The organism is Kitasatospora sp. NPDC002040 (assembly GCF_040296785.1).
Classification (GTDB): domain Bacteria; phylum Actinomycetota; class Actinomycetes; order Streptomycetales; family Streptomycetaceae; genus Kitasatospora.
Genome location: NZ_JBEOXV010000017.1, coordinates 48,596 through 74,314, shown reverse-complemented (window position 1 = coordinate 74,314; position 25,719 = coordinate 48,596). Strand labels below are relative to the sequence as shown.

Sequence of the window (25,719 nt, the reverse complement as noted above, 5' to 3'; positions counted from 1 at the left end):
GGGCTGGTCTCAGCCCGTGGTGGCGAGCGGGAGGTGCTCGAAGACGCGCAGGCCGTCCCCGGGCCGGCGGGTGGGTGGGCCGGCCAGGGCCAACCCCGGGAAGCGGTCGAACAGTTGGCGGACCAGGGCGACGCCCTCGCGGCGGCCGAGCGCGGCGCCCAGACAGTAGTGCGCCCCCGCGCTGAAGCTGAGCCCGCCGGGGTCCCGGCGCCGGACGGAGAAGGTGTCCGGGTCGGGGTGCCGGTCGGGGTCGCGGTTGGCCGCCGCGAGGACGGTGATCACACTGGCCCCGGCCGGGAGCAGGACCCCGCCGACCCGGAGCTCCTTGGCGGCGATGCGTTCGGTCATCGGCACCGGGGTGTCCCAGCGCAACGACTCCTCCACGGCGGCCGGGGCGAGCTCGGGCCGCAGGCGGACCAGGGCCAGTTCGTCCGGATGGGTCAGCAGGGCGAAGACCGTCAGGCCGAGCAGGCCGGCCGTGGTGGCGAAGCCGGCCAGGAACACCAGCAGCAGGGTGTCGGCCAACTCGTGCTCCGCCAGGTCCGATCCGCCGGCGGTGTGCTGCGCGACCAGGGTGGAGGCGAGGTCGTCGGCGGGACGGGCCCGGCGCTCGCGGAGCAGGTCGGCGAAGTACGCCCGCAGCTCCAGCACGGCCCGGTCGGCCCTGGCCCAGTCGGCGGGGCTGCGGACCGGCTCCAGCAGCCGCTCGGCGTCCTCGCCGAGCCGGTGGAACCGCCCCTGGTCGGCCCGGGGCACCCCGATCAGCTCACCGACCACCGCGATCGGCAGCGGGAGGGCGACCAGCTGCTGGAAGTCGGCGGAGCCACCGGCGGCGGCCTCGGCGAAGCCGTCCAGCAGCTCGGTGGTGAGCTGCTCCACCCGCTCACCCAGGGCGGCCACCCGACGGGCGCTGAAGCCGCGGACCACCAGCCGGCGGAGCCGCTCGTGGGCGGCACCGTCGGTCGCGAGCATCGAGTTGTAGAAGAACTCGGCGGCCGGGTGGTCCTGCCACTGCGGAACCTCGCGGGCGCACCATTGGAGATCGGGAACCAGGAAATCGGGATTCTGCAGCACGGCCTGGCAGTCGGAATAGCGGGTCAGGAAATGCGAGCCGATCTTCGCACTGTAGTACAGCGGGGCATCGGCTCTGAGTCGGGCGAAGGCGGGATAGGGATTCTCCCTGCCCTCGGGCGTGAAAATCGAAAAGAGGGTCGACTCTGCATCCACTGGTCCGGCCTAGGGTCAGCGCGGGGAGAGAGGGTCTCACCCGTTCGCCTGTGATGACTGGCGCAGCGTAGCGGAAAATTCCTTGTGCCGACTATTCGGGAAAGGAGCGTGAATTCCGATCGATAGTTCGAGTGCGTTCTTGTGGGATTGTCAGGTGGGATCCGGGGCCGGCACCGGGGCCGGGTCGGGATCGGGCAGCGGCGGGTGGGGCACCGGGTCGGGGACGGGGTCGGGCCGGGGGTACGGCTCGGGGAACGGCGGGTGGGTGTCGGGGTTCGGGGGCACTGGGACGGTCATGGCGGGTCCTCCTCGGCCCGCGCCTACCCGGGCGGAGGCGGTTGATGCCGGCCCGCCGGGGAAGCGGCGGACCAGGGGCCCGGCCGGGCCGGGGCCGGGCCCGGGCGAGGTCTATGATCACGCGAAACACCGGAGGGAGCCGCGATGCCCGGGGCCAGGAACGTGGTGCTGATCTGCGCCGACCAGTGGCGGGGCGACGCCCTGTCGGCAGCGGGTCATCCGGTGGTGCGCACGCCCTACCTGGATCAACTGGCCGAGCGGGGCGTCCGGTTCAGCCGGGCGTACTCGGCGACGCCGACCTGCGTGCCGGCCCGGGCGGCGCTGATGACCGGGCTGGGGCAGCGCTCGCACGGGCGGGTCGGGTACCAGGACGGAGTGCCGTGGGAGTACCCGGTGACGCTGCCCGGGACGTTCCGGGCCGCGGGCTACCACACCCAGGCGGTCGGCAAGATGCACGTCTGGCCGGAGCGGGCCCGACTGGGCTTCGACGACGTGCTGCTGCACGACGGCTACCTGCACTGGTCCTACGACCGGCGGCGGGAGGCGGCCGAGTACGACGACTACGCGCCCTGGGCGAGGGAGCGCGGGGCCGGCGGGCACGACGTGCACGGGATCGACTGCAACTCGGTGGTGGCCCGGCCGTGGGACCGGCCGGAGGAGCTGCACCCGACCAACTGGGTGGCCGAGCAGGGCATCCGCTGGCTGCACCGGCGCGATCCCACGGTGCCGTTCTTCCTGTACCTGTCGTTCCACCGGCCGCACCCGCCGTACGACCCGCCGCGCTGGGCGTACGAGCAGTACGCGGGGGCGGGGGCCCATCGGCCGGAGGTGGGCGACTGGGCCGGGGTGTACGAGCCGTGGCGGCGGGACGGGCGGGCGGACGCCAATGTCGCCGACTACCCGCAGGACGTGCTGGACCGGGCCAGGAACGGCTACTACGGCGCGATCAGCCATGTCGACCAGCAGATCAACCGCTTCCTCCAGGCACTGGCCGAGTTCGGGCTGGGCGAGGACACGGTGGTCGCGTTCACCTCCGACCACGGCGAGATGCTCGGGGAGCACGGGCTGTTCCGCAAGGGCTACCCGTACGAGGGCTCGGCCCGGGTGCCGCTGCTGCTGGCCGCGCCGGGAGTCGGCGGGGGCACGGTCTGCGAGGAGGTGGTGGAGCTGCGGGACGTGATGCCGACACTGCTGGAGTGCGCGGGGGTCGAGGTGCCCGAGGGCGTGGAGGGGCGGAGCCTGCTGCCCTGGGCGCGGGGCCTGGCGGTCGAGCCGGTCCGGGGCCATCTGCACGGTGAGCACGCCCTGTTGGGGCAGTCGTTGCAGTGGATCGTGACCGGGCGGTGGAAGTACGTCTGGCTGTCGGGGCAGGGGGTGGAGCAGCTCTTCGACCTGGTGGCCGATCCCGGCGAGCTGCGGGACCTCTCGGGCCAGGGGCACCCCGAACTGGCCGTACTGCGCGCCCTGTTGGTGACGGAGCTGACGGGCCGGGAGGAGGGCTACGTGGCCGACGGACGGCTGGTGCCGGGACGGGAGCCGGTCACCGTGCTCGGCGGGCGCTAGGGCTTCCAGGTGCGGTCGAGAAAGTCGGCGATCAGGGGGGCGATCCGGGGGAGGTGGTCCTCCAGCGCGAAGTGGCCGGTGTCGAGCAGGTGGAGTTCGGCGTCGGGCAGGTCGCGGAGGTAGGCGTGGGCGCCGGGGGCGGGGAAGAAGGCGTCGTTGGCACCCCAGACGATCAGGGCGGGCGGGGTGTGGGTGCGCAGCCACTGCTGCCAGACCGGGTACTGGTCCAGGTTGCTGTGGTAGTCGAAGGCCAGGTCCAACTGGGGCTGGGTACGGCCGGGTTGGTCGAGGAAGTGCTGGTCGAGGGTCCAGCCCTCGGGGGCGATCAGCTCGGGGTCGTTGGTGCCGCCCTCGTACTGGCCCCGGGTGGCGGGGAGGGTGAGCAGCTCGCGGACGGTGTCCTCGGCGCCGGGGGTCTCCGGCCGGAGGGCGATGAAGTCGCGGGCCATCGGGGAGAGTCCGTCGGTGTAGGCGTTGCCGTTCTGCACCACCAGGCCGGCGATCCGCTCGGGGCGGCGGGCGGCCAGCCGGAAGCCGACCGGGGCGCCGAAGTCGAAGGCGTACAGGACGAAGCGGTCCAGGCCGAGCAGGTCGGTGAACTTCTCGGTGATGTCGGCCAGCCGGTCGAAGGTGTACCGGAACGGGCCGCCGGTGGTGGCGGACTCGGGGACGTCGCTGTGGCCGAAGCCCGGGTAGTCCGGGGCGATCAGGCGGAAGCGCGAGCCGAGGGCGTCGATCAGGCGGCGGTACTGGTGCGAGGCGGACGGGAAGCCGTGCAGCAGGAGCAGCACCGGTGCGTCCGGGTCGGTCGGGATGCTCTCCCGGTAGAAGATCCGCAGGCCGTCGACGGTGAGGTGGCGGTGCCGGACTTGAGCGAACATTTCTAATGCCTCCGTGGCTCGGTGTGGCATTAGTCTCGCGGACGGGCTTCTAATGTGTCAAGGGCCTGTCGTAGCATTAGGGAATGGAAGAGGCGATGACCGGTGAGCTGCTGGCCCTGGATCTGATCAACACCCGCCCGGCGAGCGGTGACCTGCTCGCGGACGTGGCCGGGCTGCGGGGCTGGCTGCGGCTGCAGGCCGGGCGCGGCCTGGTGGCGGACCCGGCCGGGGTCGGGGCCGCCGAACTGGCGGCCGTGCGCGGGGTGCGGGAGCTGGCGGTGGCGGCGCTCGGCCGGGCCCGGGTCGGCGAGCCGCTGCCCGAGCCGGTCCTGGCCGGACTGAACGCGGCGCTGGCGGCCGCGCCGCGCTCCGGCGGGCTGGTCCGGGACGGGGCCGGGGTCAGCTTCCGGCACTGGCGGGAGGGCAGTCCGGAGGATCGGCTGGCCGCTGAACTCGCCTTCTCGGTGGCCGAGTTGGTGGCTGACCCGGTGGAGGTGGCGGCGGTGCGGGAGTGCGCGGCCGAGGACTGCGTGCTGCTGTTCCGGCCGACCAACCCGAGGCGGCAGTGGTGCTCGGCCGCCCGCTGCGGTAACCGGGCCCGGGTGGCCAGGCACTACCAGCGCCAGAAGGCGGCGGAGGCGTGAGGGTAGGCTCGCCCGGATCGGAACGGGGGTCCGGAGCGGTCCGGACCGGAACGAGGTGGAGGCCGTGATGACGCCGCTGGCGATGGTGGCGGGCAGCGCCGAGGTACTGGCGCGCCCGGACCTGGGGGAGCACCTGCTGACCGGGCTGGAGCGCGAGCGGGCCGGACGGTTCCGGCTGGAGTCGGCGCGGACCGACTTCGTCGCGGCCCACCTGCTGGTCCGGGAGTGCGCGGCGCGCCTGCTCGGCCGCCCGGCGGCCGGGCTGACGCTGTTGCAGCGCTGCCCGGACTGCGCCCGGGACGACCACGGCAAGCCCTACCTGGCGGAGCACCCCGAGGTCGAGGTGAGCCTCTCGCACGGCCGGGGCGTGGTCGCGGCGGCGGCCGGTGCCGGTCAGGTCGGGGTCGACGTCGAGCAGCCGGCCCGGGAGACGGTGGCCGAGGTGATGGAACGGGTGCTCAGCGCCGGCGAGTTGAAGCGGGTACGGGAGCACGCCGAGCCGCACCGGGCGTTCCTGCGGCTGTGGGTGCGCAAGGAGGCGATGGTCAAGCTGGGCCGGGTCACGCTGGACACGCTCGGCGAACTCGACCTGTCCGGGCTGGAGTTGGACGGTTCGCCGCTGCGCAGCCGGTTCGGCGACCTGCACCTGCTGGACTGGGAGGACCTGGGCCGGGGGGCGACGGTCGGCGTGATCGGCACGGCGGAGCCGAGGGTCGAGGAGCTGTGAGGCCCGCCGCCACCCGGTCCGGGTGACGGCGGGCGGGAGCGACCCGGTCAGCCGGTGAACCCGGCCGTGATCGAGGTGAACTGCCAGTTGTTCTGGGCGATTCCGGAGCAGGTCTCGGCCACGCCGCCGCCCGGGCACGGCCGGTCGCGGTTGACCGACCAGAAGGCCAGCCGGGCGATGTGGTGGCTGTTGGACCAGGTGCGGATGCTGGTCCAGGCGTCCACGCCGGTCACCTCCTGCTGGTCGCTGAGACCGTTCATGCCGGAGATGCCGAGGTGGGCGTAGGCGGTGGCGTCGTCCCAGCCGAAGACCGACCTGAGCTTGGTCTTGAGCCCCTCGGCGGCGCTGACGGTGCTGCCGTACATGTCGGCGCCGCCGCCGAAGTCGAACGGCATGATGGTGAAGACGTCGATGTCGGCGTTGAGGGCCTTGGACTGCTCGATCAGACGGTTGCCCCAGGAGGTCGGGCCGGTGGTCGAGGTGCCGAAGGTCAGGATGGTGCGCAGGCCGGGGTTGTTGGTCTTGACGATCTTCAGGGCGGTGATGATCCGGTCCTGCACGGTGGCGTTCTCGAACTCGTCGGTGTTCTCGATGTCCACGTCGATCGCCTTCAGGCCGTACGCGTCGATCACTTTCTGGTAGGCGCCGGCCAGCGCCTCGGGGGTGGAGCAGTTCGGGCCGAGCTTGTTGCCGCTCCAGCCGCCGATGGACGGGACGACGTCGCCGCCCGCCGCCCGGATCGCGGCGATGGTGCTCTGGTCCACGCCGCCGGTCAGCGGGCGCTGGCTGTCCCAGGCCGGGTTGCACCCGTTGGAGGCCAGGACGAACGCCATGGTGAACCACTTGATGCCGGTCGCGTTCATCACGGTGGTGGGCGACGGCGGCTCGCCCCAGCCGAGGTAGAGGTAGGGCGCGGCCTGCTTGAAGCCGGCCGGCTGGGTCGGGCCGTTGTCGGTGGTCACAGCGACGGAGTTGGACGCGGCCGAGGTGTTGCCCGCCAGGTCCCGGGCCCGGACCGTGAAGGTGTACCCGGTCGCGGGGTTGAGGCCGGCCACGGTGGCCGAGGTGGCGGTGCCGGGCACGGTGGCGGCCAGGGTGGCGCCCTGGTACACGTCGTAGGCGGTGACGGCGACGTTGTCGGTGGCGGCGGTCCAGGAGAGCGCGACCGTGGAGGAGGTCTTCGCGGTGGAGGCCAGACCGCCTGGGACGGTCGGTGCGACGGTGTCGCTGCTGCCGCCGGGGCCGTCCAGGCTGACGTCGTCGGCGTAGTAAGTGCCTTGGCCGTACCAGCCGTTGAGGTAGATCTGGGCGCTGGTCTGGGCTGCCCCGGTGGTGAAGGCGACCGAGAGCTTGGTGTAGCCGGCCGCTGACGCGGTCCAGGTGGAGGCGCCGCCGGTGACGCCGAGGTAGACGTAGCTGCCGCGGACCCAACTGCTCAGGGTGTAGGCGGTGTTGGGCTGGACGGCGACGGTCTGGGTGCACTTGGCGGTGTCACTCGCGCTGGTGGCGCCGGCCAGCGCCTTGGCGCCGCCGTGCACGGGGGTGGACACCACCGAGCCGAGGCCGCCGGCGCAGGACCAGCCGGAGAGCGTGCCGGTCTCGAAGCCGGGGTTGGTCAGCAGGTTGGCGGCCTGCGCGGTACTGGGCGCGGTCAGGGCCGCCGCGGCGGCCAGGACGGTGGCGCCCAGCCCGGAGAGCAGCCGGGATCGGGTTCGCAAGGGGAGTACCTCCAGTGGGGGATGGGTGGTACCTCGCCGACGGTGCGTCAAGTGGGGGAAGGCACAACCGCAGCGCCCAAATGGTATGGACCTGTTGACGCATTGGTCCAGTCCTCCTACAGTGCGAAAAATAGCCGCCCGCCCGACCCGGACGGCCAGCACGGTTCTGCACCCACCTGTCAGGCACCCCCACACCAAACAGGAGAACCATGCCCACCCATCTCAGACGTCGGCTGCTCGCGCTGCTCGGCGCCCTGCTGCTGCCGGTTGCCGCGCTCACCGCGGTCGCCTCACCCGCCCACGCGGCCGGAAAGCTCACCGCCGCCTTCACCGCCGCCGACAACGGCTCGTGGTGGAAGGGCACTTACGTGGTCCGCAACGACAGCGCGACCGCCGTCACCGGTTGGACCCTGGAGTTCGACCTCCCGGCCGGGGTCACGCTCAGCAGCAGCTACAACGGCGACGCGACCGTGACCGGCCGCCACGTGGTGGCGAAGAACGCCTACTACAACGCCACCGTACGGCCGAACAGCACCACCGAGCCGTACAGCTTCTGGTTCGTCGCCACCGGCCCGATCGCCGCCCCCACCGGCTGCACGGTCAACGGCGACAAGTGCGACGGCACCCCCGACGTCCCGCCCGGTGCGCCCGGGAAGCCCACGGTGGTCGCCGTGACCACCCGCTCGGTGGCGCTGAGCTGGGCCGCCGCCGGCGCCGGGGACTACCCCGTCGCCTCCTACGAGATCCTGAACGGCGCTGCCGTGGTGGGCACTTCGGTCGGCACCTCGGGCACCGCGACCGGGCTGAGCCCGGCCACCGGGTACAGCCTGACCGTGCGGGCCAAGGACACCCGGGGCAACACCGGGCCGGTCTCCCCGGCCACCCAGGTGACCACCACCGATCCGGCCAGCGACCCGGTGCCGCCCACCGCACCGACCAACCTGCGGGCCACCACGGTCACGTCGTCCGCCGTCACGCTGGCCTGGAACGCGGCCACCGACAACGTCGGCGTGGTCTCGTACGACGTGTACCAGGGCAGCGCCGTGGTGCAGAGCGTGACCGGCACCTCGGTCACGGTCAACTCGCTGGCGCCCGCCACGGGTTACACCTTCACGGTGCGGGCCAGGGACGCGGTGGACAACCAGTCGCCGCCCTCGGCGCCGCTCACCGTGACCACCGGCGACCTGGCCGGGGCCGGGAAGTACACCCGGGTCGGCTACTTCACCCAGTGGGGCATCTACGGACGCCAGTACTTCGTGAAGAACCTGGACACCTCGGGCACGGCGGCCAAGCTGGACGTCATCAACTACGCCTTCGAGAACATCGACCCGGTCAACCTGACCTGCCTGGCCGGCGTCACCAAGGGCACCACCGCCAACCCGCAGGACCCGGACCAGGGCACCGGCGCGGGCGACGCGGACGCCGACTACGGGCGGGCGATGAGCGCGGCCCAGTCGGTGGACGGGGTGGCCGACGACGGCTGGGGCAAACTCCGGGGCAACCTGAACCAGTTGAAGAAGCTCAAGGCCAAGTACCCGCACCTGAAGGTGGTGGTCTCGCTCGGCGGCTGGACCTACTCCAAGTACTTCTCCGACGTGGCGGCCACCGACGCCTCCCGGCAGAAGTTCGTCAAGTCCTGCCTCGACATCTGGATCAAGGGCAACCTGCCCGCCTACAACGGCGCGGGCGGTGACGGCGTGGCCGCCGGGATCTTCGACGGCATCGACCTGGACTGGGAGTGGCCGGGCTCGCCGGACGGCCACGCCGGCAACCACTGGAGCGTGAACGACAAGGCCAACAACACCGCGCTGCTGGCCGAGTTCAGGAAGCAGCTGGACGCGCTGGGCGGTTCGCACCGGCTGCTCACCGCCTTCACCCCCGCCGACCCGGCCAAGATCGCCCAGGGCTGGGACCTGTCGAAGATCTTCAGCTACCTGGACATCGCCAACGTCCAGGGCTACGACTTCCACGGCGCGGGCAGCGACAACTCCTGGGAGCCCAACCGGACCGGCCACCAGGCCAATCTGTACCCGGACGCCCAGGACCCGTACGCGGTGAAGTTCAGCACCGACGCCGCCGTCCAGACCTACCTGAACGCCGGGGTCAACCCGCGCAAGCTGACGATCGGTCTGCCGTTCTACGGCCGCGGCTGGCAGGGCGTCACCGACGGCGGGGTGAAGGGCGAGTGGCAGGCCGCGACGGGCGCGGCGCCGGGCCAGTTCGCCGAGGAGGCCGGGACGCGGGGGTACAACAACCTGCTCACCACCTTCCCCGGCCTGACCGTGCTGCACGACGAGCAGTCGGTGTCGGCGTACGCCTACACCGGGGCCGGCGGGCAGTGGTGGACCTTCGACGACCCGTGGTCGATCGGGAAGAAGGCCGCGTACGTGAAGTCCAAGGGCCTGCTGGGCGCGATGATCTGGGAGATGTCCGGTGACACGCCGGGCGGTGCCCTGATCACGGCGCTCGACAACGGGCTGAAGTAGTTGACGGTCCGTCGGGGCGGGTCGCTCCCGCCCCGACGGTCCCGGTCAACTCGGTCGGTCTGTCACAGACTTGTGACAGAGCTCGGCGAACACGTGTGCCATCCGGGGCTTTCGTGGACGTAGTGTGCCGTCATGCCACCGAAGCCTTCCATATCCGAGGACACCTGGACCCCGCGCACACGGCGCCGGGAGTCACCGCGCACCCTGCTCCGGCACGGGGCGGGGTTCGTCGCCTTCAGCACCCTGGCCGGCGTCATGCTGGCCGGGATGGCTCTGCCGGTGGCCGGTGCCCTCGGCCTCTCCGCCAAGAACGGTGCGGAGAGCTTCGAGGAGGTCCCGGACGACTTCAAGACCCCGCCGCTGCCGCAGGCCAGCAACATCTACGACGCCGCGGGCGGCCTGATCGCGACGGTGTACGAGCGCAACCGGCGGGTGCTGACCGCCGAGGAGATGGGCACCACCGTCCGGCAGGCGCAGGTGGACATCGAGGACGCCCGCTTCTACGAGCACGGCGCCGTCGACCTCAAGGGCGTGCTGCGGGCGATCAGCAAGAACGCCGAGAGCGGTGCCGCGGTCCAGGGCGCCTCCACCCTGACCCAGCAGTACGTGAAGAACGTCCATGTGGAGCAGGCCGGGGACGACACCGCGGCGGTGCTGGAGGCCCAGCGCAAGACCCTGGGGCGCAAGATCCAGGAGCTCAAGTACGCGATCAAGCTGGAGGAGGAGCTGACCAAGGGCCAGATCCTCACCAACTACCTGAACATCACCTACTACGGCAACCAGGCGTACGGCATCGAGACCGCGGCCCAGCGCTACTTCTCCACCAGCGCGAAGGACCTGACCGTCCCTCAGGCCGCGACCCTGGCCGGACTGGTGCAGAACCCCACCAAGTACGACCCCAAGGCCCATCCGCAGGCCGCCCAGAAGCGGCGCGACGTGGTGATCGACAAGATGGTCGAGCGCAAGCACCTCACCCCGGCGCAGGCCGCCGAGGCCAAGGCCGCCCCGCTGGGGCTGAAGTACCAGGCACCGCGGAACGGCTGCATCACGGCCCAGGCGGGGATGGGCTTCTTCTGCGACTACGTGCGCCAAGTGATCAAGCAGGACCCGGTGTTCGGCAAGTCCGCGGCCGACCGCAAGCGGCTCTGGGACCTCGGCGGCCTCAACATCCACACCACCCTGGACCCGGTGAAGCAGGCCGCCACCCAGAACGCGGTGAGCCGCAAGGTCAAGGTCACCGACCCCGTCTCGGCCGCCGCCACCATGATGGAGCCCGGCAGCGGCAAGATCCTGGCGATGGCCCAGACCCGCCCGTACGGGATCGACAAGTCCAAGAACGAGACCGTGGTGAACCTGAACGTGGACGCCGCGATGGGCGGCGGCAGCGGCTTCCAGCCCGGCTCCACCTTCAAGCCGATCGTGGCCGCCGCCGCGCTGGAGGCCGGGCTGCCGGCCACCCAGTCCTACCCCGCGCCGAACCGGATCGACTGGCCCACCATGCGGACCTGCGACGGGACCTGGAAGAACACCGCCAAGGGGACGAAGGAGGGCAGCGTCCCGAACGAGTCGCCCGACGAGGTCGGTCCGTACGAGCTGAAGGAGGCGATGGCGCGCTCGGTCAACACCTACTTCGTGCAGATGGAGCAGGAGATCGGGCTCTGCGCGGTCAAGCAGATGGCCGCGAAGCTGGGCATCACCACCAAGGCGAGCGGGGTGCCGCTGGCCGAGCTGCCGGCGATGGGCCTGGGCACCCAGGAGATGTCCCCGCTGACCATGGCCAACGTCTACGCCACCTTCGCCGCCCGGGGCACCTACTGCGCGCCGCGGGCGATCAACCGGATCACCACGGTCGACGGCAAGGAGGTACCGGTGCCACCGGCCCAGTGCAGCCGGGCGATGTCGGAGTCCAGTGCCGACATCCTCAACACCGTCCTGCTCGGGGTGACCGAGAAGGGCGGCACCGGTGGAAAGCTCGGCCTGGACGACGGCCGGCAGATCGCGGGCAAGACCGGCACCACCGACGAGAAGAAGTCGGCCTGGTTCAGCGGCTACACGGCGAACCTGGCCACCTCGGTCTGGCTCGGCGGCCCGGCCGGCGGGGTGCCGATGCGGGACATCACGATCGGCGGCACCTACTTCGACGAGGTCTTCGGGGCCTCGGGGCCCGGCCCGATCTGGCAGCTGGCGATGAACGACGCGGTGCGGGGGATGCCCGAGGAGGAGTTCGAGACGGTGCACATCCCGAACCCGGCGCCGAAGTCGTCGGCGAGCCCGAGCGGTTCGCCGAGCGGTTCGCCGAGCCAGGGAGGTGGTTCGCCGGGCCCTTCGGCCGGCCCCTCGGCAGGCAGCAGCGGCCGTCCGCACCCCGGCCCCGGCTCCAGCCGGACGCCACGCAGCTCCGGTTCGCCCACCGAGCGGTAGCCGGGTCCGTGGGGGGATGACATGAACAGTTATGAGATATGACCTGTGACATTGTTCTGATGGCCATTCGGTGGCAGGATGCACGCCAGGTCCCCGCCTGTCCCGCCTGAAGTTCAGTGAGCTCCCCCCACAGGAAAAGGACTTCGCAGTGCGCCTGCGTCTACCGATACCCTCACTCGCGGCCGGCGTCATCGCCGGCTGTGCCACCGTCGCGGCCCTGCTGCCCGCTTCGGCGATCGCCGCTCCCGGCCCGGTCGCCGCCAAGCCGGCGGCGGTCGCGGCCCCGTCCCCGTCCGCCGTCCCGAAGCCGGCCGGCCTGGCCGCCGTCGTGGCCGACAGCGAGACCTTCGCCCGTCCCGCCGCCCCGCTCACGCCGGCCCAGCTCAGCCAGGCCGCGATGCGCGAGCCGGCCGCCGCCGCGCCCACCCCGCAGGCGGTCGGCCGGAAGGCGGGCCTGGCGGCCGCCGCCGCTGCCGCCCAGAGCTGCACCCCGGCCGACTTCTCCAGCCGGACCGGTGCCGACCTGGTCGCCTTCATCGAGAGCTCGACCACGGACTGCGTCAGCACGCTGTTCGACATCACCGGCACCCAGGTGGGCGGCGTCTTCAAGCAGTCGCAGATGCTCCCGGTCGCGGCCGCCTTCAAGAACCGCTCCACCGCCTACGCCGGTGACAACACCAACAGCATCCTGCAACTGGTGCTGTTCCTGCGCGCGGGCTACTACGTCCAGTCGAACAACCCCGGCACGGTGGGCGGTTACGACGCCACCCTGACCGCCGCGTCGAAGGCGGGCATGGACGCCTTCTTCGCCGGCACCCGGTGGAAGGACGTCACCGACGCCAACGGCAACGTCCTCAAGCAGGTGCTGATCTACACCGACAGCGCCAACCTGCAGGGCAGCTACCTGGGTGTCTACAAGCAGGTGCTGAACGGCTTCAACAACTCGTACAACGCCGTTCCGAGCATGGCGAGCGCGGTCAACTCCGTGCTGCGGTACGCGCTCTGGCGCGGCAGCTGGAACCCGGACTTCGTCCAGGCGGTCGGCGCGGACCCGAGCATCGCCACCGCGATCGCCGACTTCGCGCGCAACCACCAGGACCTGCTCGGCGGGCCGAACGCGGCCCTCGACATCAACGCGGGCAACGACCTGGCCCGGCTGGCCGGCACCAGTGCCGCCGTCGAGGCGGCGGTCAAGCCGCTGGTGAAGCAGGTGCTCGACGCCACCCCGATCCTCGGCCAGACCGGCCCGCTGTACGTGGGCACCGCCTACAACGCGAACACGTACAACAACGTCAACTGCTCGTACTACAACACCTGCAACCTGCCGGCCAAGCTGACCGCGGCCGTGCTGCCGAACCAGCTGGTCTGCGACAACCGCAACCTCAAGGCGCAGGCGCTGTCGGCGGCCGAGGTGGCCGCGGTCTGCGCCAGCCTGCGCGGCGAGGACGCGGTCTTCCACAACCTGGTCAAGGACAACGGGCGGATCCCGGGTCAGTACAACCAGACCGTCACCTTCGGGATCTTCGCCAACAAGACCGACTACACCACCTACTCGTGGGCGATCTTCGGCAACTCCACCGACAACGGCGGCCAGACCGTGATGGACCCGACCGACCCGAACAACCAGGCCGTGACGGTGATGTACCAGAAGTCCTGGAACCTCAACGACACCGCGCGGGTGTGGAACCTCAACCACGAGTACACCCACTACCTCGACGGCATCTACGACATGAAGGGCAGCTTCGGCACCCAGACGTCGGTCCCCGACATCTGGTGGGTCGAGGGCGTGGCCGAGTACATGTCCTTCAGCTACCGGGGTGCGACCGACACCGACGCGATGGCCGAGGCGGGCAAGCACACCTACAAGCTGAGCACCATCTTCCAGAACACGTACGGCAATTCGGACTCGACCCGGGTCTACCCGTGGGGCTACCTCGCGGTGCGCTACATGTTCGAGAAGCACCCGAACGACGTCTACAACATGCTCGGCCGGTTCCGGGTCGGTGACTACACCGGTGGTTACGCGGTCTACAACAACCTCGGCACCTCCTACGACGCCGACTTCGACGCCTGGCTCACCGCCTGCGCCGCCGGCGCCTGCTACGCCCCCGGCCCGACGGCGCTGTTCGGCCAGTCGGTGAACGGCGGCACGGTCACCGTGTCCGACAAGTCCGTGCAGACCGGCCCCGGCCAGATCACGGCGTGGAACTGGACCTTCGGCGACGGGACTTCATCGTCCGAGCGCAACCCGAGCCACACCTACGCGGCGGCCGGCACCTACACGGTCGCCCTGACCGTCACCGACAGCAACGGCCGCAGCGGCACCACCCCGACCTCGGTCACCGTGGCCACCGGCGGCGGTCCCGTCACCCTGCCGGCCTGCACCGAGGCGCGGACGGACGCGATGGGCCAGAACTGCTCGCGGGCCAACCGCTCGGCGACGGCCGGCAACAGCGACTACCTGTACGTCTACCTGCCGGCCGGCACCAGCACGCTGAAGGTCACCACCTCCGGCGGCACCGGCAGCGCCTTCCTGTACTACAACGCCAACACCTGGGCCTCGCCGAACGCCTTCACGGCCTCCTCGACCGTGCCCGGCACCACCCAGAGCATCACCGTGACCAACCCGACGGCGGGCTACCGCTACCTCAGCCTGTACACCGCGACGGGCTTCAGCGGTGTGACGGTCAGCACCCAGTTCTGACGCCCGACCCTGCTCGACCCGGGGGGCGGTACGGCCGGCAGGTCCGGTCGTACCGCCCCCCTGTCGGTGGATCAGCAGTCGCAACCGCAGTCGCAGGAGTCGCAGCAACTGCAGTCGCTGCAGCAGTTGCAGGCGTCGCAGCCGCAGTCGCAACCGTCACAGGGGTTGCCGTGGCGACTGCAGAAGCCCTCCCGGCGTTCCCCGGACCACGGGTCGGTGTGCTCGCAGCAGAGCAGTTGGCAACTGCAGGCGAGCAGCGCCCACATGGCGCAGCCCGCGAGCAGGCCGCGGGGTTCGCGCGGCTCGTGCGGCGGGTGCGGTCGCTCGGGGGCCTGCGGGATCCCGGGCCCGGTCGCGCCGGTGGCCGGGGTGAAGACCCGGTCGACCGCACGCCGGGTCTCGTGCACCAGCAGGCGGTGCGGCAGCGCGTCGTCGGTGAACTCCACCTCGGCGAGGGCGAGTCGGATGCCGTGGACGGCGTCCCGGCAGAGCCGTTCGGCCTCGGCCCGGGTGGTGCCGGTGGCGGTCAGCGGGTTCCAGGCGCCCTTCGCCTCGTCCTCGGCCTGGTCCTCGGCGGCGTCCAGCAGATGGGCCAGCCGGCCGAACAGTCGGCCCGCCTCGTGCAGGGCGGCCGCGTTGCCCGGGCGCCCGGCGAGCACGGCGGTGTGGGCGGTGGCGGCAGCGGTGGCCGTCTCGGTCGGCTCGGTGAGCGTCAGCAGCGGGCTGCCCGCCGTCGCCGTCCGCTCCAACTCGCCCTGCCGGTCCGCCGCTTCGAGCAGGACGGTGGTGTCGAAGCCGATCCGGCCGCCGGCCCAACCGCTCTGCCGGTCCCAGCGCCGGGCCACCGCCCGCGCGGGGCCGGCCACCGGCCTCCGGCCGAACACCCCGTCACCGTCCAGGACATGGTCGCGTACCTTGGCCGCGGCGAGCGCCAGCGAGACGGTCGCCGCCAGCCGGGCCCCCTCGCCGTCGGCCACCTGGGCACCGCGCATCCCGCGCAGCGGGCAGGGCCCGGCCTGCCGCCGACTGGGCGCGGACTGGGCCTCGACCAGGACCGAGATGACCAGCCCGTCGTAGTTGGTGGCCGTCCGGGCCAACTGGCCGTGGCCGTCCCGCAGGGCCAGGCAGAGTCCGCAGAGATGGGCGAGCCAGGCGGCCTGCAGCGGCTCCGGCAGGCTGTGCCGACACGGTCTGATGATCCCGAACATTCGTCTCCCCCTGTGATCCTGCTCCGGGGAATGGTACGGGGACCGGTACGGGTGGGTCAGCCGGTCAGGTAGCCGCCGGGCTCGGCCGTGAAGAGCGGCGTGCCGGCGGTCAGGATCTGCCAGGGGCGGTCGGTGGTGTCCGCCGGGACGGCGAGCCGGCGCCCGCAGTCGAAGGAGACCTCGAGGCCGCCGGCCGGGGTGGCCGCCGCGCCCGTCACCCGGGACCCGGTCAGGACGGCCAGGCCGCGGCCCACCCCAGTGCCGAGCTGCGGGTAGAAGTGCTCCACGCCCCCGGCGGCGAGCAGCCGGAAGTCGCTGTCGATCAGCACCGTGACCGCTCCGGCCAGCTCCAGCCGCACCCCGGCGCCTGCTCTGACCCCTTCGACCTGACGGCCCGCCAGTACCTCGGCGATCGACTCGGTCATCGGGTGCCTCCTGGTGCTCGGTGCGCTGGCTCCATTCTGGTTCCCTGACCTGCCCGCGTCACGCACCCGGGTGGTTCCGGCGGGGCGGCCCGGGCCGCCCCGCCCCCGGGCTCAGTGGTGCACGAACGTCAGATCCCGGTGGCCGCAGCGGCATCGGACCCGCCGAAACCGTTTCCGTGATGTGATGTCAGCCACACTCCGGTGGTCGAGAACGGGCCGATCCGGTCATGAAGCGGCATGAACAGGCAGGTCGGAGCGGTGAATTGACGTTTCGTGCGGATCCGGGGCGGCTGAGAACGATCTCGCCCCGTGTCGTCGACTGGGCCTAGCCTGCCCGCCATGTCCCAGAACACGAACGCCCCGGGTCTCCCCGGGCAGCCGACCGCGCCGGTCGGCGACTCCGCCAAGGTGCAGCGCCAGGTCCAGCAGCAGGCAGGCATCGGACCGGTCTCCGGTGGCGGCGGCACCCTCTTCTCCGAGCCGGTCCTGGTGGTGAACCAGAAGGCCAAGCTGATCGAGCTGACCAACGAGTACTCGGTCTTCGACCAGCAGGGCGCCACCCTCGGCTCGGTGGTCCAGGTCGGCCAGAGCGGTCTCCGCAAGGTGATCCGGCTGCTCTTCTCGATCGACCAGTACCTGACCCACAAGCTGGAGATCCGCGACGCCCAGGGCACCCCGGTCCTGCTGCTGACCCGCCCGGCGAAGTTCATCAAGTCGCGGGTCATCGTGCAGCGCCCGGACGGCCAGGAGGTCGGCCAGATCGTGCAGCAGAACGCGATCGGGAAGATCAACTTCGCGCTGGAGGTCGGCGGCCGGAAGGTCGGCGCCGTCAAGGCGGAGAACTGGCGGGCCTGGAACTTCGCCATCGTCGACGAGACGGACACCGAGATCGCCCGGATCACCAAGACCTGGGAGGGCCTGGCGAAGACGATGTTCACCACGGCCGACAACTACGTGCTCCAGATCGCGCGCCCGCTCGACGACCCGCTGCTCAGCCTGGTGGTGGCCACCGCGCTGACCGTGGACACCGCGCTCAAGCAGGACGCCCGCGGCCTCGGCTAGGGCCTCTCTTCCGGATCACGTCGGATCAGCGGCCGGAGATGCGGTCGGCAAGGCGGGCGACCGGAGCGGTCGTTGCGCGGCCGGCCGCCTCCTGGCGGTCGGCCGCGTGGTAGGCGGCGTAGAGGGCGTGGACGCCGAGCCAGCGGAGCGGTTCTGGCTCCCAACGGCGGACGGTGTGGCCGACCCAGGGCAGTCCGGTGAGCTCGGTGCGGTGGCCGAGCACCAGGTCGCGCAGGGTGCGGCCGGCCAGGTTGGTGGTGGTCACGCCGCTGCCGACGTAGCCGCCCGCCCAGCCGAGGCCGGACGCGCGGTCGAGCTCCACGGTGGCGCACCAGTCGCGCGGTACGCCGAGCACGCCCGCCCAGGCGTGGTCGATCCGGGCCCCGGCGGTGCCGGGGAAGAACCGGTGCAGCACCTCCCGGAGCTGATCGACCGTCCGCTGCTGGGTGGACCCGTCGGTGTCGGTGCGGGAGCCGTAGCGGTACGGGACGCCGCGCCCGCCGAGCGCGATCCGGTCGTCGGCGGTGCGCTGGGCGTACATGTACGCGTGCGCGAAGTCGCCCAGCACCTCGCGGCCCTGCCAGCCGGTCTCGGCCCAGAACGACTCCGGCAGCGGCTCGGTGGCGATCATCGCCGAGTTCATCGGCAGCCAGGTCCGCCGCTCACCGCGCAGCCCGGCCGTGAACCCCTCGGTGGCGCGCAGCACGTAGTCGGCCGTGACCGTCCCGGCGGCCGTCTCGGCCCGGGCGCGCCGCCCCGGAGCGGCCGGGTGAACGGCCGTCACCTCGGTGCCCTCGTGCACCACCACACCCGACTCCTCGACCACCCGGGCCAGTCCGCGGACCAGCTTGGCGGGCTGGATCCGGGCGCCGTACGGGGACCAGGTGCCGCCGAGCACGCCGTCGACCCGGACCCGATCGCTCGCCTCGGCGGCTGACAGCACCGCCAACTCCGTTGCGCCGAAGGAGCGTTCCTCGGCCGCGAAGGCCCGGAGCCGGGCCAGCTGGGCGGGCGTGCGGGCCACCTCCAGGACGCCGCCGCGCACCAGGTCGGCGTCGATGCCCTCGGCCGCCGCCGTGTCCGCGACCTCCCGCACCGAGTCGTCCATCGCCCGCTGCATCGCCCGGGCCCGGTCGGCGCCGTACCGGCGGGCGAAGGCGTCGCGTCCGGCGAAGCCGTGGTACAGCCAGCCGCCGTTGCGCCCGGAGGCGCCGTAGCCGCAGAAGCGCTGCTCCAGCACCGTGATCCGGAGGCCGGGTTCGGCCCGCTTCAGGTAGTACGCCGTCCAGAGCCCGGTGTACCCGCCGCCCACGATGCACACGTCCACGTCCGTCCCGGCGGTCAGGGCGGGCCGTGCGGGCGGCAGTCCGGTGGCGGCGTACCAGAACGACACATCGCCGTTGACCAGGGGACCGATACCGTTGGAGCCCACGGAGAACCTGCCTTCGCTCGGGTGACTGCCCGGGAGGCTACTGCCCGTCAGCACCCCTGGGCCACGGACAGAGTGGCAGCGTCCCCGGTCCCCGCGCTGCACTCTGTCAGGCCGGGCGTCAGGCCGGGTGTCAGGCCGAGCGGCGGCTCAGGTGCACCACCAGAGGAAGCGGTTGCAGGTGGGGGAGCCGGAGGGGCGGGGCGTCGGCGTGGCCGAACCGGGCGCGGCCGGGGAGCCGGTCGGGACCGGGGCGACGGTGGACGGGCCTGCGGGCGGGGTGGCGGCGACCGGGGTTGCGGGGGCGCTGCTGCCGGAGGGTGTGGCGGAGGGCCGGGCGCTGCTCGGGTGGGCGGTGGCGGACGGGCTGGGGCGGGTGCCCTGGGTGGCCGGGGCGAGGGTGGGAGCGGGCCCGGCGGGGCCGGGGGAGGGGGCGGCGGTCGAGGGCCGGTCCGGACGGGGCGCGGGCGCCGGGGAGGAGGGGCCGGGGAGCAGCGCGAGCACCCCGGCGCCGCCGACGGCCAGGGCGAGCGCGGTGGCCGCGAGGACGGGGCCCCGTCGGCTTCGGCGGCGGCGCCGGGAGGCATGCGGCACCACGCGCGGTCCGGCGTCCGTACGGGCGGGGGAGTCGGCGGCAGGGGCGGGAGCGGTGGCCGAGGCCGGTGCGCCGCAGCCGGGGCAGGACAGGGCGCCGTTGAGGTGTCGGCGGCACGGGGCGCAGTAGTCCATTGCTGGACCCTAGGCACGGCACTCGAACGGCGGACAGGGGTGAGGGGTGTGGCTTTCGGAGAGATCCGGTGATCATCGGCAAGTCCCGTGACGGGAGCGGGAGTTGACGAAACGGTTGGCAGGACCGCTCCGGTTGACGTGCCCATGGTGCGGCCGGAAGGTGGTGCTCAGCAGCAAGTCCCCGCCCCCATCAGGGAGACACCCCCATGAGGAACCGCCGTTCCGCGGCCCTGCTCGCCGCCGCCGCGCTGCTCGCCACCGGCAGCGCATTCGCCCTCCCGTCCGCCGCCGTCGCCCGCCCGGCCCCGGCGCCGGCCTCGGCCCCGGTCGGCGAGCAGGCCGCCGCCGTGGCCGGCGCGCTCCAGCAGTCCCTGGGCGAGGAGCGCAGCGCGGGCTCCTACCTGGACGGGAGCGGCCGACTGGTCGTCACCGTCACGGACCGGTCCGCCGCGCAGCAGGTCACGGCGGCCGGAGCGGTGGCCAGGCTGGTGGCCCGCAGCGGCGCGCAGCTGGCCGCCGCGACCGCCGAGCTGGACCGTTCGGCCGCCGTCCCCGGCACCGCCTGGTCGGTCGACCCGGTCGGCAACCAGGTGCTGCTCTCGGTGGACGAGAGCGTCCGGGGCGCCGCGCTGACCCAGGTCACCGCCGCGGCCGGGCGACTGGGCCAGGCCGTCCGGGTGGAGCAGGTGCCCGGGAAGTTCAGTACCAAGCTGGCCGGCGGCGACGCGATCTACGGCGGCGGCTACCGCTGCTCGCTCGGCTTCAACGTGCGCAGCGGCAGCACGTACTCGTTCCTGACGGCCGGTCACTGCGGCAACGGCGTGGCCTCCTGGTACGCCAACCAGAGCCAGGCCACCAAGCTCGGCAACACGGTCAACTCCCGCTTCCCCGGCGACGACTTCGCCATCGTCCGGTACACCGACGGCTCCACCCCGCCGTCCTCGGTGGACCTGTACAACGGGACCACCCGCCGGATCACCTCGGCGAGCACCCCGGCGGTCGGGAGCACCGTCTACCGCAGCGGCAGCACCACCAAGGTGCACAGCGGCCAGGTCACCGCCCTGAACGCCACCGTCAACTACGCCGAGGGCAGCGTCCGCGGCCTGATCCGCACCACGGTCTGCGCCGAGCCGGGCGACAGCGGCGGCGCGCTCTTCTCCGGCAACACCGCGCACGGCCTGACCTCGGGCGGCAGCGGCAACTGCTCCAGCGGCGGCACCACCTTCTTCCAGCCGGTGGTCGAGGCCCTCAGCGCGTACGGGGTCAGCGTCTACTGACGGCTCGTCCGCTCGTTCGTCCTGCTCGTCCGTTCGTCCTGTCCGCATGCCGGAGGGCCGGCCCCGCCTCGCTCGGGGTCGGCCCTCCGGGATGTCAGGGCGGCTAGGCCGGCGCCGGTGCGGACTCCTGCACCTGCGCGTACGGCGCGAGCTTCCTGATCGAATCGATGCTCTTCATGCACTGCTCCTTGGTCTCGTGCGGGTCACTGGTGATGACCACCGTGCCGTTGGAGGCCTTGAGCCGGAACCGGTGCACGCCCGACGTGTCGGTGTAGAGCTCGAACTTTCCTGCCATGGGACTGCTCACCTCTCGTAGGTCCGCCCCCCACGGCACCGTAGGACGAGGCCCGGGCGGGTCGCATCCGGAGGCGCGCCGATCGGGTGGCGGTCCGTCAGATGCCTGCCGGGGGCGGCCCCCGGCGCGCCCGGGCGCCCGGGTCGCGGGCGAGGGTGAGCAGCAGGGCGTCGTCCGTGAAGTGCCCGCGCCGGACGTGGTGGCGGAGGTCGTCCGCGAGCAGGGTGACGGTGTCGGTGGGGCTGCCCGGGTCGGCCCGGCGGGGGAGCAGGAGGGGGAGGCGGTCCAGCAGCGGGTAGGGCCGGCCGTGTTCGTCGCGGTTGTCGGTGACGCCGTCCGTGGTCAGGAGCAGGACGTCGCCCTGGCCGAAGGGCACCTGCCAGGTCGACGGACGCTCGCCGCCCGCCCACTCGGTCAGGCCGAGCGGCAGCCCCGGGTCGGGTGGTTCGATCTCGACCACGGTCGCATCGGAGCGCAGCAGGACGGGCGGCTCGTGGCCGTGGTGGGCGAAGGTGAGGTGGTCGGTGCCGACCTCGACGAACAGGGCGGTGACGAAACGGTCGGGGTCGCCGTCGACCAGCACGGCGGTTTCGATCCGGCGGCCCACGTCCGCGAGGTCGGGCACGGACCGGGCGGCCTGGCGGAACGCTCCCAGGGCGACGGCTGCTGTCCGTACCGCGCCCATGCCCTTGCCCTGGACGTCGCCGATCAGCACCCGGACCCCGAACGGCGTCTCGACGGCGGAGTAGAGGTCGCCGCCGACATCGGCGTGGTCGTCGAGGGCGAAGTAGCGCACCGCCGTCAGCACGCCGCCCAGGCGTTCGGGTGCGGGCAGCAGGATGGCCTGCTGGGCCGCCACCGCGACCCGGGTGAGCGCGCGCAGGTGCCCCTCACGACGCTGGCGGGTGCGGGCCACCCCGGTGCTGATGGCGATGGCGAGGACGAAGACGACGGTGTTGACCTGGAAGAAGCTGTCCGTCGGGTCGGGCACCGAGTCGTAGGCCCCGAGCAGGTAGCGCACCGGCAGGGCGACCGCCCCGACCGCGACCACCTCCAGTGGGCGGGCCCGGACGGCGGCGAGGGCGGGGGCCAGCACCAGGAAGGGGTAGAAGATGGTGGCCCGACCCGTCACCAGGTCGACGGCGGTGACCAGCACCAGCACGGCGACGGGGAGTGCGAGCCGCATGGTCCGGGCCCACGCGCCCGACTCGCGGGTCTCGCCGGGCAGGTACCCCGTCGGCGGTCCGGACCTCCCCCGTGCGCGGCCCTTCACCGGACGTCAGAGGCGGAGGAATCCGAAGCTGTCACCCGCAGACCGTTTCCGGTCCGCACCGGAGCTACGCCTGGCACGGCCCAGCGCAACCCGTTCGCGTCGCGGCGGACGCCCGGGACCCTCGGAGACGGACACGACTCCAGGTGGGTGGATCTTGACGCAGCCGGCGTAGGCAGCCCCCTGAGGGCTGTCCCGTTGTCGGCATCCTTGTTCGACGTAGGGTCTGCGGGACGGCGTGGCCGGCGCTGTCGGCTCGGCGACTTGGGAGGGCATTGTTGAACCCGAACCCCACCTGCTGCTTCTGCCATCAGGTCATCGATCTTGACCAGGACGGGGCGGCGACCGAGCCGGGCTCGGCGCGGTTGACCCGGTGCGAGGCGGTGCCGTGCGGCAGCATGCCTACTCGCACTCAAGCTGTCTGCGCGAACGAGTCCACCCGAACATCGACCTGTGGTTCGAGTTCTGAGGCCAGGTCGGTCCCCGAGACTGCCGGATACCGTCATGGACAGCCCCGTTCACCGGGCTGGGCCCGCACGACTTCAGCAAACTGCTGACCGCGCTGCGCCGCGAGGGCGCCGACACTGTGCGGCCCGGATGGCCGTAGGGCCTGCCCCTGGCGGACCGGGAGCCCTACTGGCGAACCAATCTGACGTTGCGGCAGCTCGCGCCGCTGTTCGGGGTGTCCAAGTCGGCGGCAGGCCGGATCATCGACCACGTCGCCCCGCTCCTTGCGCTCAAACCGAGGCGGCGGTTGGTTCCGCAAGGACACGGTTCTGATCGTCATCGATGCCCACACCCGCCTGGTTGTCGCGATCGGCAGGCCTCTCTCGGGTAACCGCAACGACTGCAAGGCCTGGGAGGAGCCCGGTGCCAAGCCTGACATCCTGTGCTCGGCCAGCCCTGACCCGCCCCTCGGAGATCAATCACGGCACAGCGCTTACGGCCTGACCCGCGATTGCTTGCGGGGTGCTGTGCCCTCAGAGCCGCAGGCTAGGCTCCTGGCGAATCATCGCTATCGAGCAGGGAGTCCGCGGGATGGACGGGGCAGTAACGGCAGTCAGCAGCAACGGTGAGTATTCGTTCACCAAGCCCAACCGGGCCAGCATCACGTTGCTCGCCGGGCTCGGTGTGGAGGGGGACGTACACGCCGGCGTCACGGTCAAGCACCGCTCGCGTGTCGCGCAGGACCCCTCCCAGCCGAACCTGCGCCAGGTTCATCTCATCCACGAGGAACTCTTCACCGAAGTCGGCGCAGAGGGGTTCGACGTAGCGTCCGGCGATCTCGGCGAGAACATCACCACCAGCGGCATCGACCTGCTCGGTCTGCCCGCCGGGACACTGCTGCGTGTCGGCGACGAGGCGATCGTGGAGGTCACCGGCCTGCGCAACCCCTGCCTGCAGATCGACAACTTCCAGGACGGACTGCTGAAGAAGGTAGTCGGCCGGGACGAGGCCGGGACCATCGTGCGCAAGGCCGGAATCATGGGCATAGTCCAGGTGGGTGGCGTGGTGCGTCCCGGCGACACGATCACAGTGGAGCTCCCGGACGAGCCGCATCGGCCCCTCGACCGGGTCTGAACCGCTGCCCGGCAGGCCGTGACGTGTCGATCGCCGCGCGGGTTCTTGTAGCCAACGACCAATGGCGACCGCTGCAGCGACATACCGGCCGTCGCGAGGAATACGGTCAAGTTCACCAAGCCATTGCGGGCCTGGTTTCCGACCGCGCCGCCCAGCGGGCCACACGCCGCAGATCCAGTACCGAACTGGTGCACGTCCGCAGCACCGCCTGCTGAATCACCCAGCAGCCGACCCTCCAGGTCGGCACGACCTGCACTCCATCGCGGGTCAGCCCGTTGGGTCGCGAGATGGCCGCTGGCCGAGTAGGCGATGGTGCTACCGACGTCAGCCAGGTGTTCTCTTGCTGGGAATGCGAAAGGGCCCGGCACCGGTGAAGTCCGTTGCGGGGCCCTGTTGTTGGTCTGGCTGTCAGCCTCTGCCAGCCTGCCAGTTCTGGAAGCCGCCGGGGGCGTCGTCCGGCGGGATCAGATCGGCCGGCTGGACTTCCTTCTCCAGCCCGCCGCGTACCGGCCGGATGATGATGGCGTAGCTCGCGACGTGCATGATCTCGACCTCGAGGCCGTTCTTGCGGTAGGTGACCACTTCACCCTTGCGGGGTACCCAGTGGTGGAGGGTGGCGGTCATCGTCCGCCCCACGGCTGCGGCTTCCACTCAACGAGCCGGTCAACGGGCACCAGCCGGCGCTTGTCCGGCGGCGGCGGGAACACCGCGAAGTCCGACACGGACGCCATGCCGTCAACGATGGACCACACCTCGACCAGCCTGTGCCCGCCGCCCTCGAGCAGCTCCCGCCGCAACGCGCTCTGCGGTGCCGTTCTCGTGCTCATCCGCCAACTCCCGTCATCCACAGTGGCAGTACGGATGACGGTAGAGACGGCGGTGTCCAGCCAGCCACGGACTTGCACCGACTTGCACGGGTTCACCCGACGGCATCAATGGCGGCCGTGATCAGCGATCTGGCGTCGCTGCCGTACACGGCCATGGTCGCGAGATCGGCGAACGTCCGGGCGTACATGCCGACTTCGTGCGGCTGCGTGATCGTCAAATGCGCCGACACCAACTCGACGTTCACCAAGTCGTCGTCGAACATGAAGAACCCTTCGGTCGGCCACAACTGCGACCGGTCCGCCGCCAGCGGGATCACGCCGAGGCTCACGGCGGGCAGCGTCGACACCGCGATCAGGTGCCCGAGTTGGCCTGCCATCGTCTCCGCTGTGCCGATGCGGGTCCGCAGGACGCTCTCTTCGAGGAGGATCGAGAAGGTGCGGTCGCTGTGGATGACCTGCTGCTTGCCGAGGCGAACCTCGACCGCCTCGTCGAGGTCGTCGACGAGGCCGCGGCGGTCCCGGATCGCGGTCAACAACGCCCTGATGTAGGCGCGGGTCTGCAGCGGGCCGGGGATCAGCCACGACGAGTAGAAGCGGAACCGGCGGGTGCGGTCCCAGACGGGCACGACAGATTCCTGAGCGTGCTTCAGTCCGGACCGTTCAAGGCGCCGCCACTCGACGTAGGTTCTCCGGATGTCGCGGGCGGTGGCGATGAGGTCGTCCGTCTGGCGTTCGGCGGCGCAGAGCAGGGTGTACGCCCGGATGTCCTCCGATGACGGCGGGGTGCGGCCGTTCTCGATCCGGGAGCACTTCGACTCGTGCCAGCCTGCGGCCTTGGCCAGCGCCCGCGCGGTGATGCCGGCGTCCTGCCGGATCTCGCGGAGGCGCCGGCCAAGTGCCCGCCGTGCTTCCTGGACGTTGGAGTGAGGCGTAGTGGTCATCGTTCGT

General features: G+C 71.7%; 22 protein-coding genes and 1 pseudogene. 10 read left to right on the top strand and 13 right to left on the bottom strand.

Annotated elements, in window-relative coordinates; translation table 11 throughout:
* Nucleotides 1-9: 9 nt before the first annotated feature.
* Nucleotides 10-1,074, bottom strand: a complete 1,065-nt coding sequence (locus ABT118_RS27555; RefSeq protein WP_350674623.1) for a cytochrome P450 — start codon at nt 1,072-1,074, stop codon at nt 10-12.
* Between the two features lie 303 nt (nt 1,075-1,377).
* A complete protein-coding gene (locus ABT118_RS27550; RefSeq protein WP_350674620.1) occupies nt 1,378-1,524 on the bottom strand; it encodes a hypothetical protein in 147 nt (48 codons plus the stop codon).
* Nucleotides 1,525-1,668: 144 nt separating this feature from the next.
* On the opposite strand from ABT118_RS27550, the gene ABT118_RS27545 reads away from it, so the two are divergent.
* On the top strand, nt 1,669-3,087 hold the full coding sequence (locus ABT118_RS27545; RefSeq protein ID WP_350674618.1) for an arylsulfatase: 1,419 nt from the start codon (nt 1,669-1,671) through the stop codon (nt 3,085-3,087).
* On the opposite strand, the gene ABT118_RS27540 is transcribed toward ABT118_RS27545, so the two are convergent.
* Nucleotides 3,084-3,968, bottom strand: a complete 885-nt coding sequence (locus tag ABT118_RS27540) for an alpha/beta fold hydrolase (RefSeq protein ID WP_350674615.1) — start codon at nt 3,966-3,968, stop codon at nt 3,084-3,086. The two genes, ABT118_RS27545 and ABT118_RS27540, sit on opposite strands and share 4 nt — an antisense overlap.
* 83 nt (nt 3,969-4,051) lie before the next feature.
* On the opposite strand from ABT118_RS27540, the gene ABT118_RS27535 reads away from it, so the two are divergent.
* Together ABT118_RS27535 and ABT118_RS27530 are read left to right on the top strand one after the other, a co-directional pair.
* A complete protein-coding gene (locus ABT118_RS27535) occupies nt 4,052-4,612 on the top strand; it encodes a CGNR zinc finger domain-containing protein (protein WP_350674611.1) in 561 nt (186 codons plus the stop codon).
* A 67-nt stretch (nt 4,613-4,679) separates the two neighbouring features.
* Nucleotides 4,680-5,339: a 4'-phosphopantetheinyl transferase family protein gene (locus tag ABT118_RS27530; RefSeq protein WP_350674609.1), complete on the top strand. Its 660-nt coding sequence runs from the start codon at nt 4,680-4,682 to the stop codon at nt 5,337-5,339.
* Between the two features lie 47 nt (nt 5,340-5,386).
* On the opposite strand, the gene ABT118_RS27525 is transcribed toward ABT118_RS27530, so the two are convergent.
* Nucleotides 5,387-7,057, bottom strand: coding sequence for a carbohydrate binding domain-containing protein (locus ABT118_RS27525; protein ID WP_350674604.1), 1,671 nt, complete (start codon nt 7,055-7,057; stop codon nt 5,387-5,389).
* Between the two features lie 209 nt (nt 7,058-7,266).
* Here ABT118_RS27525 and ABT118_RS27520 point away from each other — a divergent pair, with 209 nt between their 5' ends.
* The 3 genes from ABT118_RS27520 to ABT118_RS27510 all read left to right on the top strand — a co-directional run bounded on the left by ABT118_RS27520 (nt 7,267) and on the right by ABT118_RS27510 (nt 14,668).
* A complete protein-coding gene (locus ABT118_RS27520) occupies nt 7,267-9,543 on the top strand; it encodes a glycosyl hydrolase family 18 protein (protein ID WP_350674600.1) in 2,277 nt (758 codons plus the stop codon).
* Between the two features lie 132 nt (nt 9,544-9,675).
* Nucleotides 9,676-11,964, top strand: a complete 2,289-nt coding sequence (locus tag ABT118_RS27515; RefSeq protein WP_350674597.1) for a transglycosylase domain-containing protein — start codon at nt 9,676-9,678, stop codon at nt 11,962-11,964.
* A gap of 148 nt (nt 11,965-12,112) precedes the next feature.
* A complete protein-coding gene (locus ABT118_RS27510) occupies nt 12,113-14,668 on the top strand; it encodes a collagenase (protein WP_350674596.1) in 2,556 nt (851 codons plus the stop codon).
* 71 nt (nt 14,669-14,739) lie between these two features.
* Here ABT118_RS27510 and ABT118_RS27505 read toward each other — a convergent pair whose 3' ends face one another.
* Both ABT118_RS27505 and ABT118_RS27500 read right to left on the bottom strand, forming a co-directional pair.
* On the bottom strand, nt 14,740-15,876 hold the full coding sequence (locus ABT118_RS27505) for a DUF5685 family protein (RefSeq protein ID WP_350674592.1): 1,137 nt from the start codon (nt 15,874-15,876) through the stop codon (nt 14,740-14,742).
* A gap of 56 nt (nt 15,877-15,932) precedes the next feature.
* The gene (locus ABT118_RS27500) at nt 15,933-16,301 is read right to left on the bottom strand and encodes a DUF6188 family protein (protein WP_350674590.1); all 369 of its coding nucleotides are present in this window, start codon (nt 16,299-16,301) and stop codon (nt 15,933-15,935) included.
* A gap of 309 nt (nt 16,302-16,610) precedes the next feature.
* On the opposite strand from ABT118_RS27500, the gene ABT118_RS27495 reads away from it, so the two are divergent.
* Complete coding sequence (locus ABT118_RS27495) at nt 16,611-17,363, top strand: LURP-one-related family protein (protein WP_502884689.1); 753 nt, start codon at nt 16,611-16,613, stop codon at nt 17,361-17,363.
* A gap of 25 nt (nt 17,364-17,388) precedes the next feature.
* Here the strand turns inward: ABT118_RS27495 and ABT118_RS27490 are convergent, their stop codons facing one another.
* Together ABT118_RS27490 and ABT118_RS27485 are read right to left on the bottom strand one after the other, a co-directional pair.
* Entirely contained in the window at nt 17,389-18,795 is a 1,407-nt protein-coding gene (locus ABT118_RS27490; RefSeq protein ID WP_350674582.1) for an NAD(P)/FAD-dependent oxidoreductase, read from the bottom strand.
* A gap of 147 nt (nt 18,796-18,942) precedes the next feature.
* Nucleotides 18,943-19,521 carry an SCO2400 family protein gene (locus ABT118_RS27485; RefSeq protein ID WP_350674578.1) on the bottom strand — a complete coding sequence of 193 codons (579 nt, stop codon included), beginning with the start codon at nt 19,519-19,521 and terminating at the stop codon, nt 18,943-18,945.
* Between the two features lie 206 nt (nt 19,522-19,727).
* Between ABT118_RS27485 and ABT118_RS27480 the strand changes: the two genes are divergently transcribed.
* Entirely contained in the window at nt 19,728-20,798 is a 1,071-nt protein-coding gene (locus ABT118_RS27480) for a S1 family peptidase (protein WP_350674575.1), read from the top strand.
* Nucleotides 20,799-20,901: 103 nt separating this feature from the next.
* Here the strand turns inward: ABT118_RS27480 and ABT118_RS27475 are convergent, their stop codons facing one another.
* Together ABT118_RS27475 and ABT118_RS27470 are read right to left on the bottom strand one after the other, a co-directional pair.
* Nucleotides 20,902-21,093, bottom strand: a complete 192-nt coding sequence (locus ABT118_RS27475) for a YegP family protein (protein ID WP_350674572.1) — start codon at nt 21,091-21,093, stop codon at nt 20,902-20,904.
* Nucleotides 21,094-21,190: 97 nt separating this feature from the next.
* Complete coding sequence (locus tag ABT118_RS27470) at nt 21,191-22,279, bottom strand: PP2C family protein-serine/threonine phosphatase (RefSeq protein WP_350674571.1); 1,089 nt, start codon at nt 22,277-22,279, stop codon at nt 21,191-21,193.
* Nucleotides 22,280-22,859: 580 nt separating this feature from the next.
* On the opposite strand from ABT118_RS27470, the pseudogene ABT118_RS27465 reads away from it, so the two are divergent.
* Nucleotides 22,860-23,241: pseudogene (locus tag ABT118_RS27465) on the top strand (helix-turn-helix domain-containing protein); the annotation flags it as partial.
* A gap of 160 nt (nt 23,242-23,401) precedes the next feature.
* Nucleotides 23,402-23,944 carry an MOSC domain-containing protein gene (locus tag ABT118_RS27460; RefSeq protein WP_350674568.1) on the top strand — a complete coding sequence of 181 codons (543 nt, stop codon included), beginning with the start codon at nt 23,402-23,404 and terminating at the stop codon, nt 23,942-23,944.
* Nucleotides 23,945-24,352: 408 nt separating this feature from the next.
* Here the strand turns inward: ABT118_RS27460 and ABT118_RS27455 are convergent, their stop codons facing one another.
* The 3 genes from ABT118_RS27455 to ABT118_RS27445 all read right to left on the bottom strand — a co-directional run bounded on the left by ABT118_RS27455 (nt 24,353) and on the right by ABT118_RS27445 (nt 25,712).
* Nucleotides 24,353-24,568 (bottom strand): hypothetical protein, encoded by a 216-nt coding sequence (locus ABT118_RS27455; protein WP_350674566.1) that lies wholly within the window; start codon nt 24,566-24,568, stop codon nt 24,353-24,355.
* Entirely contained in the window at nt 24,565-24,771 is a 207-nt protein-coding gene (locus ABT118_RS27450; protein ID WP_350674562.1) for a hypothetical protein, read from the bottom strand. Before ABT118_RS27450 ends, ABT118_RS27455 begins: the two co-directional genes overlap by 4 nt.
* A gap of 92 nt (nt 24,772-24,863) precedes the next feature.
* A complete protein-coding gene (locus ABT118_RS27445) occupies nt 24,864-25,712 on the bottom strand; it encodes a helix-turn-helix domain-containing protein (protein WP_350674559.1) in 849 nt (282 codons plus the stop codon).
* Nucleotides 25,713-25,719 lie beyond the last annotated feature (7 nt).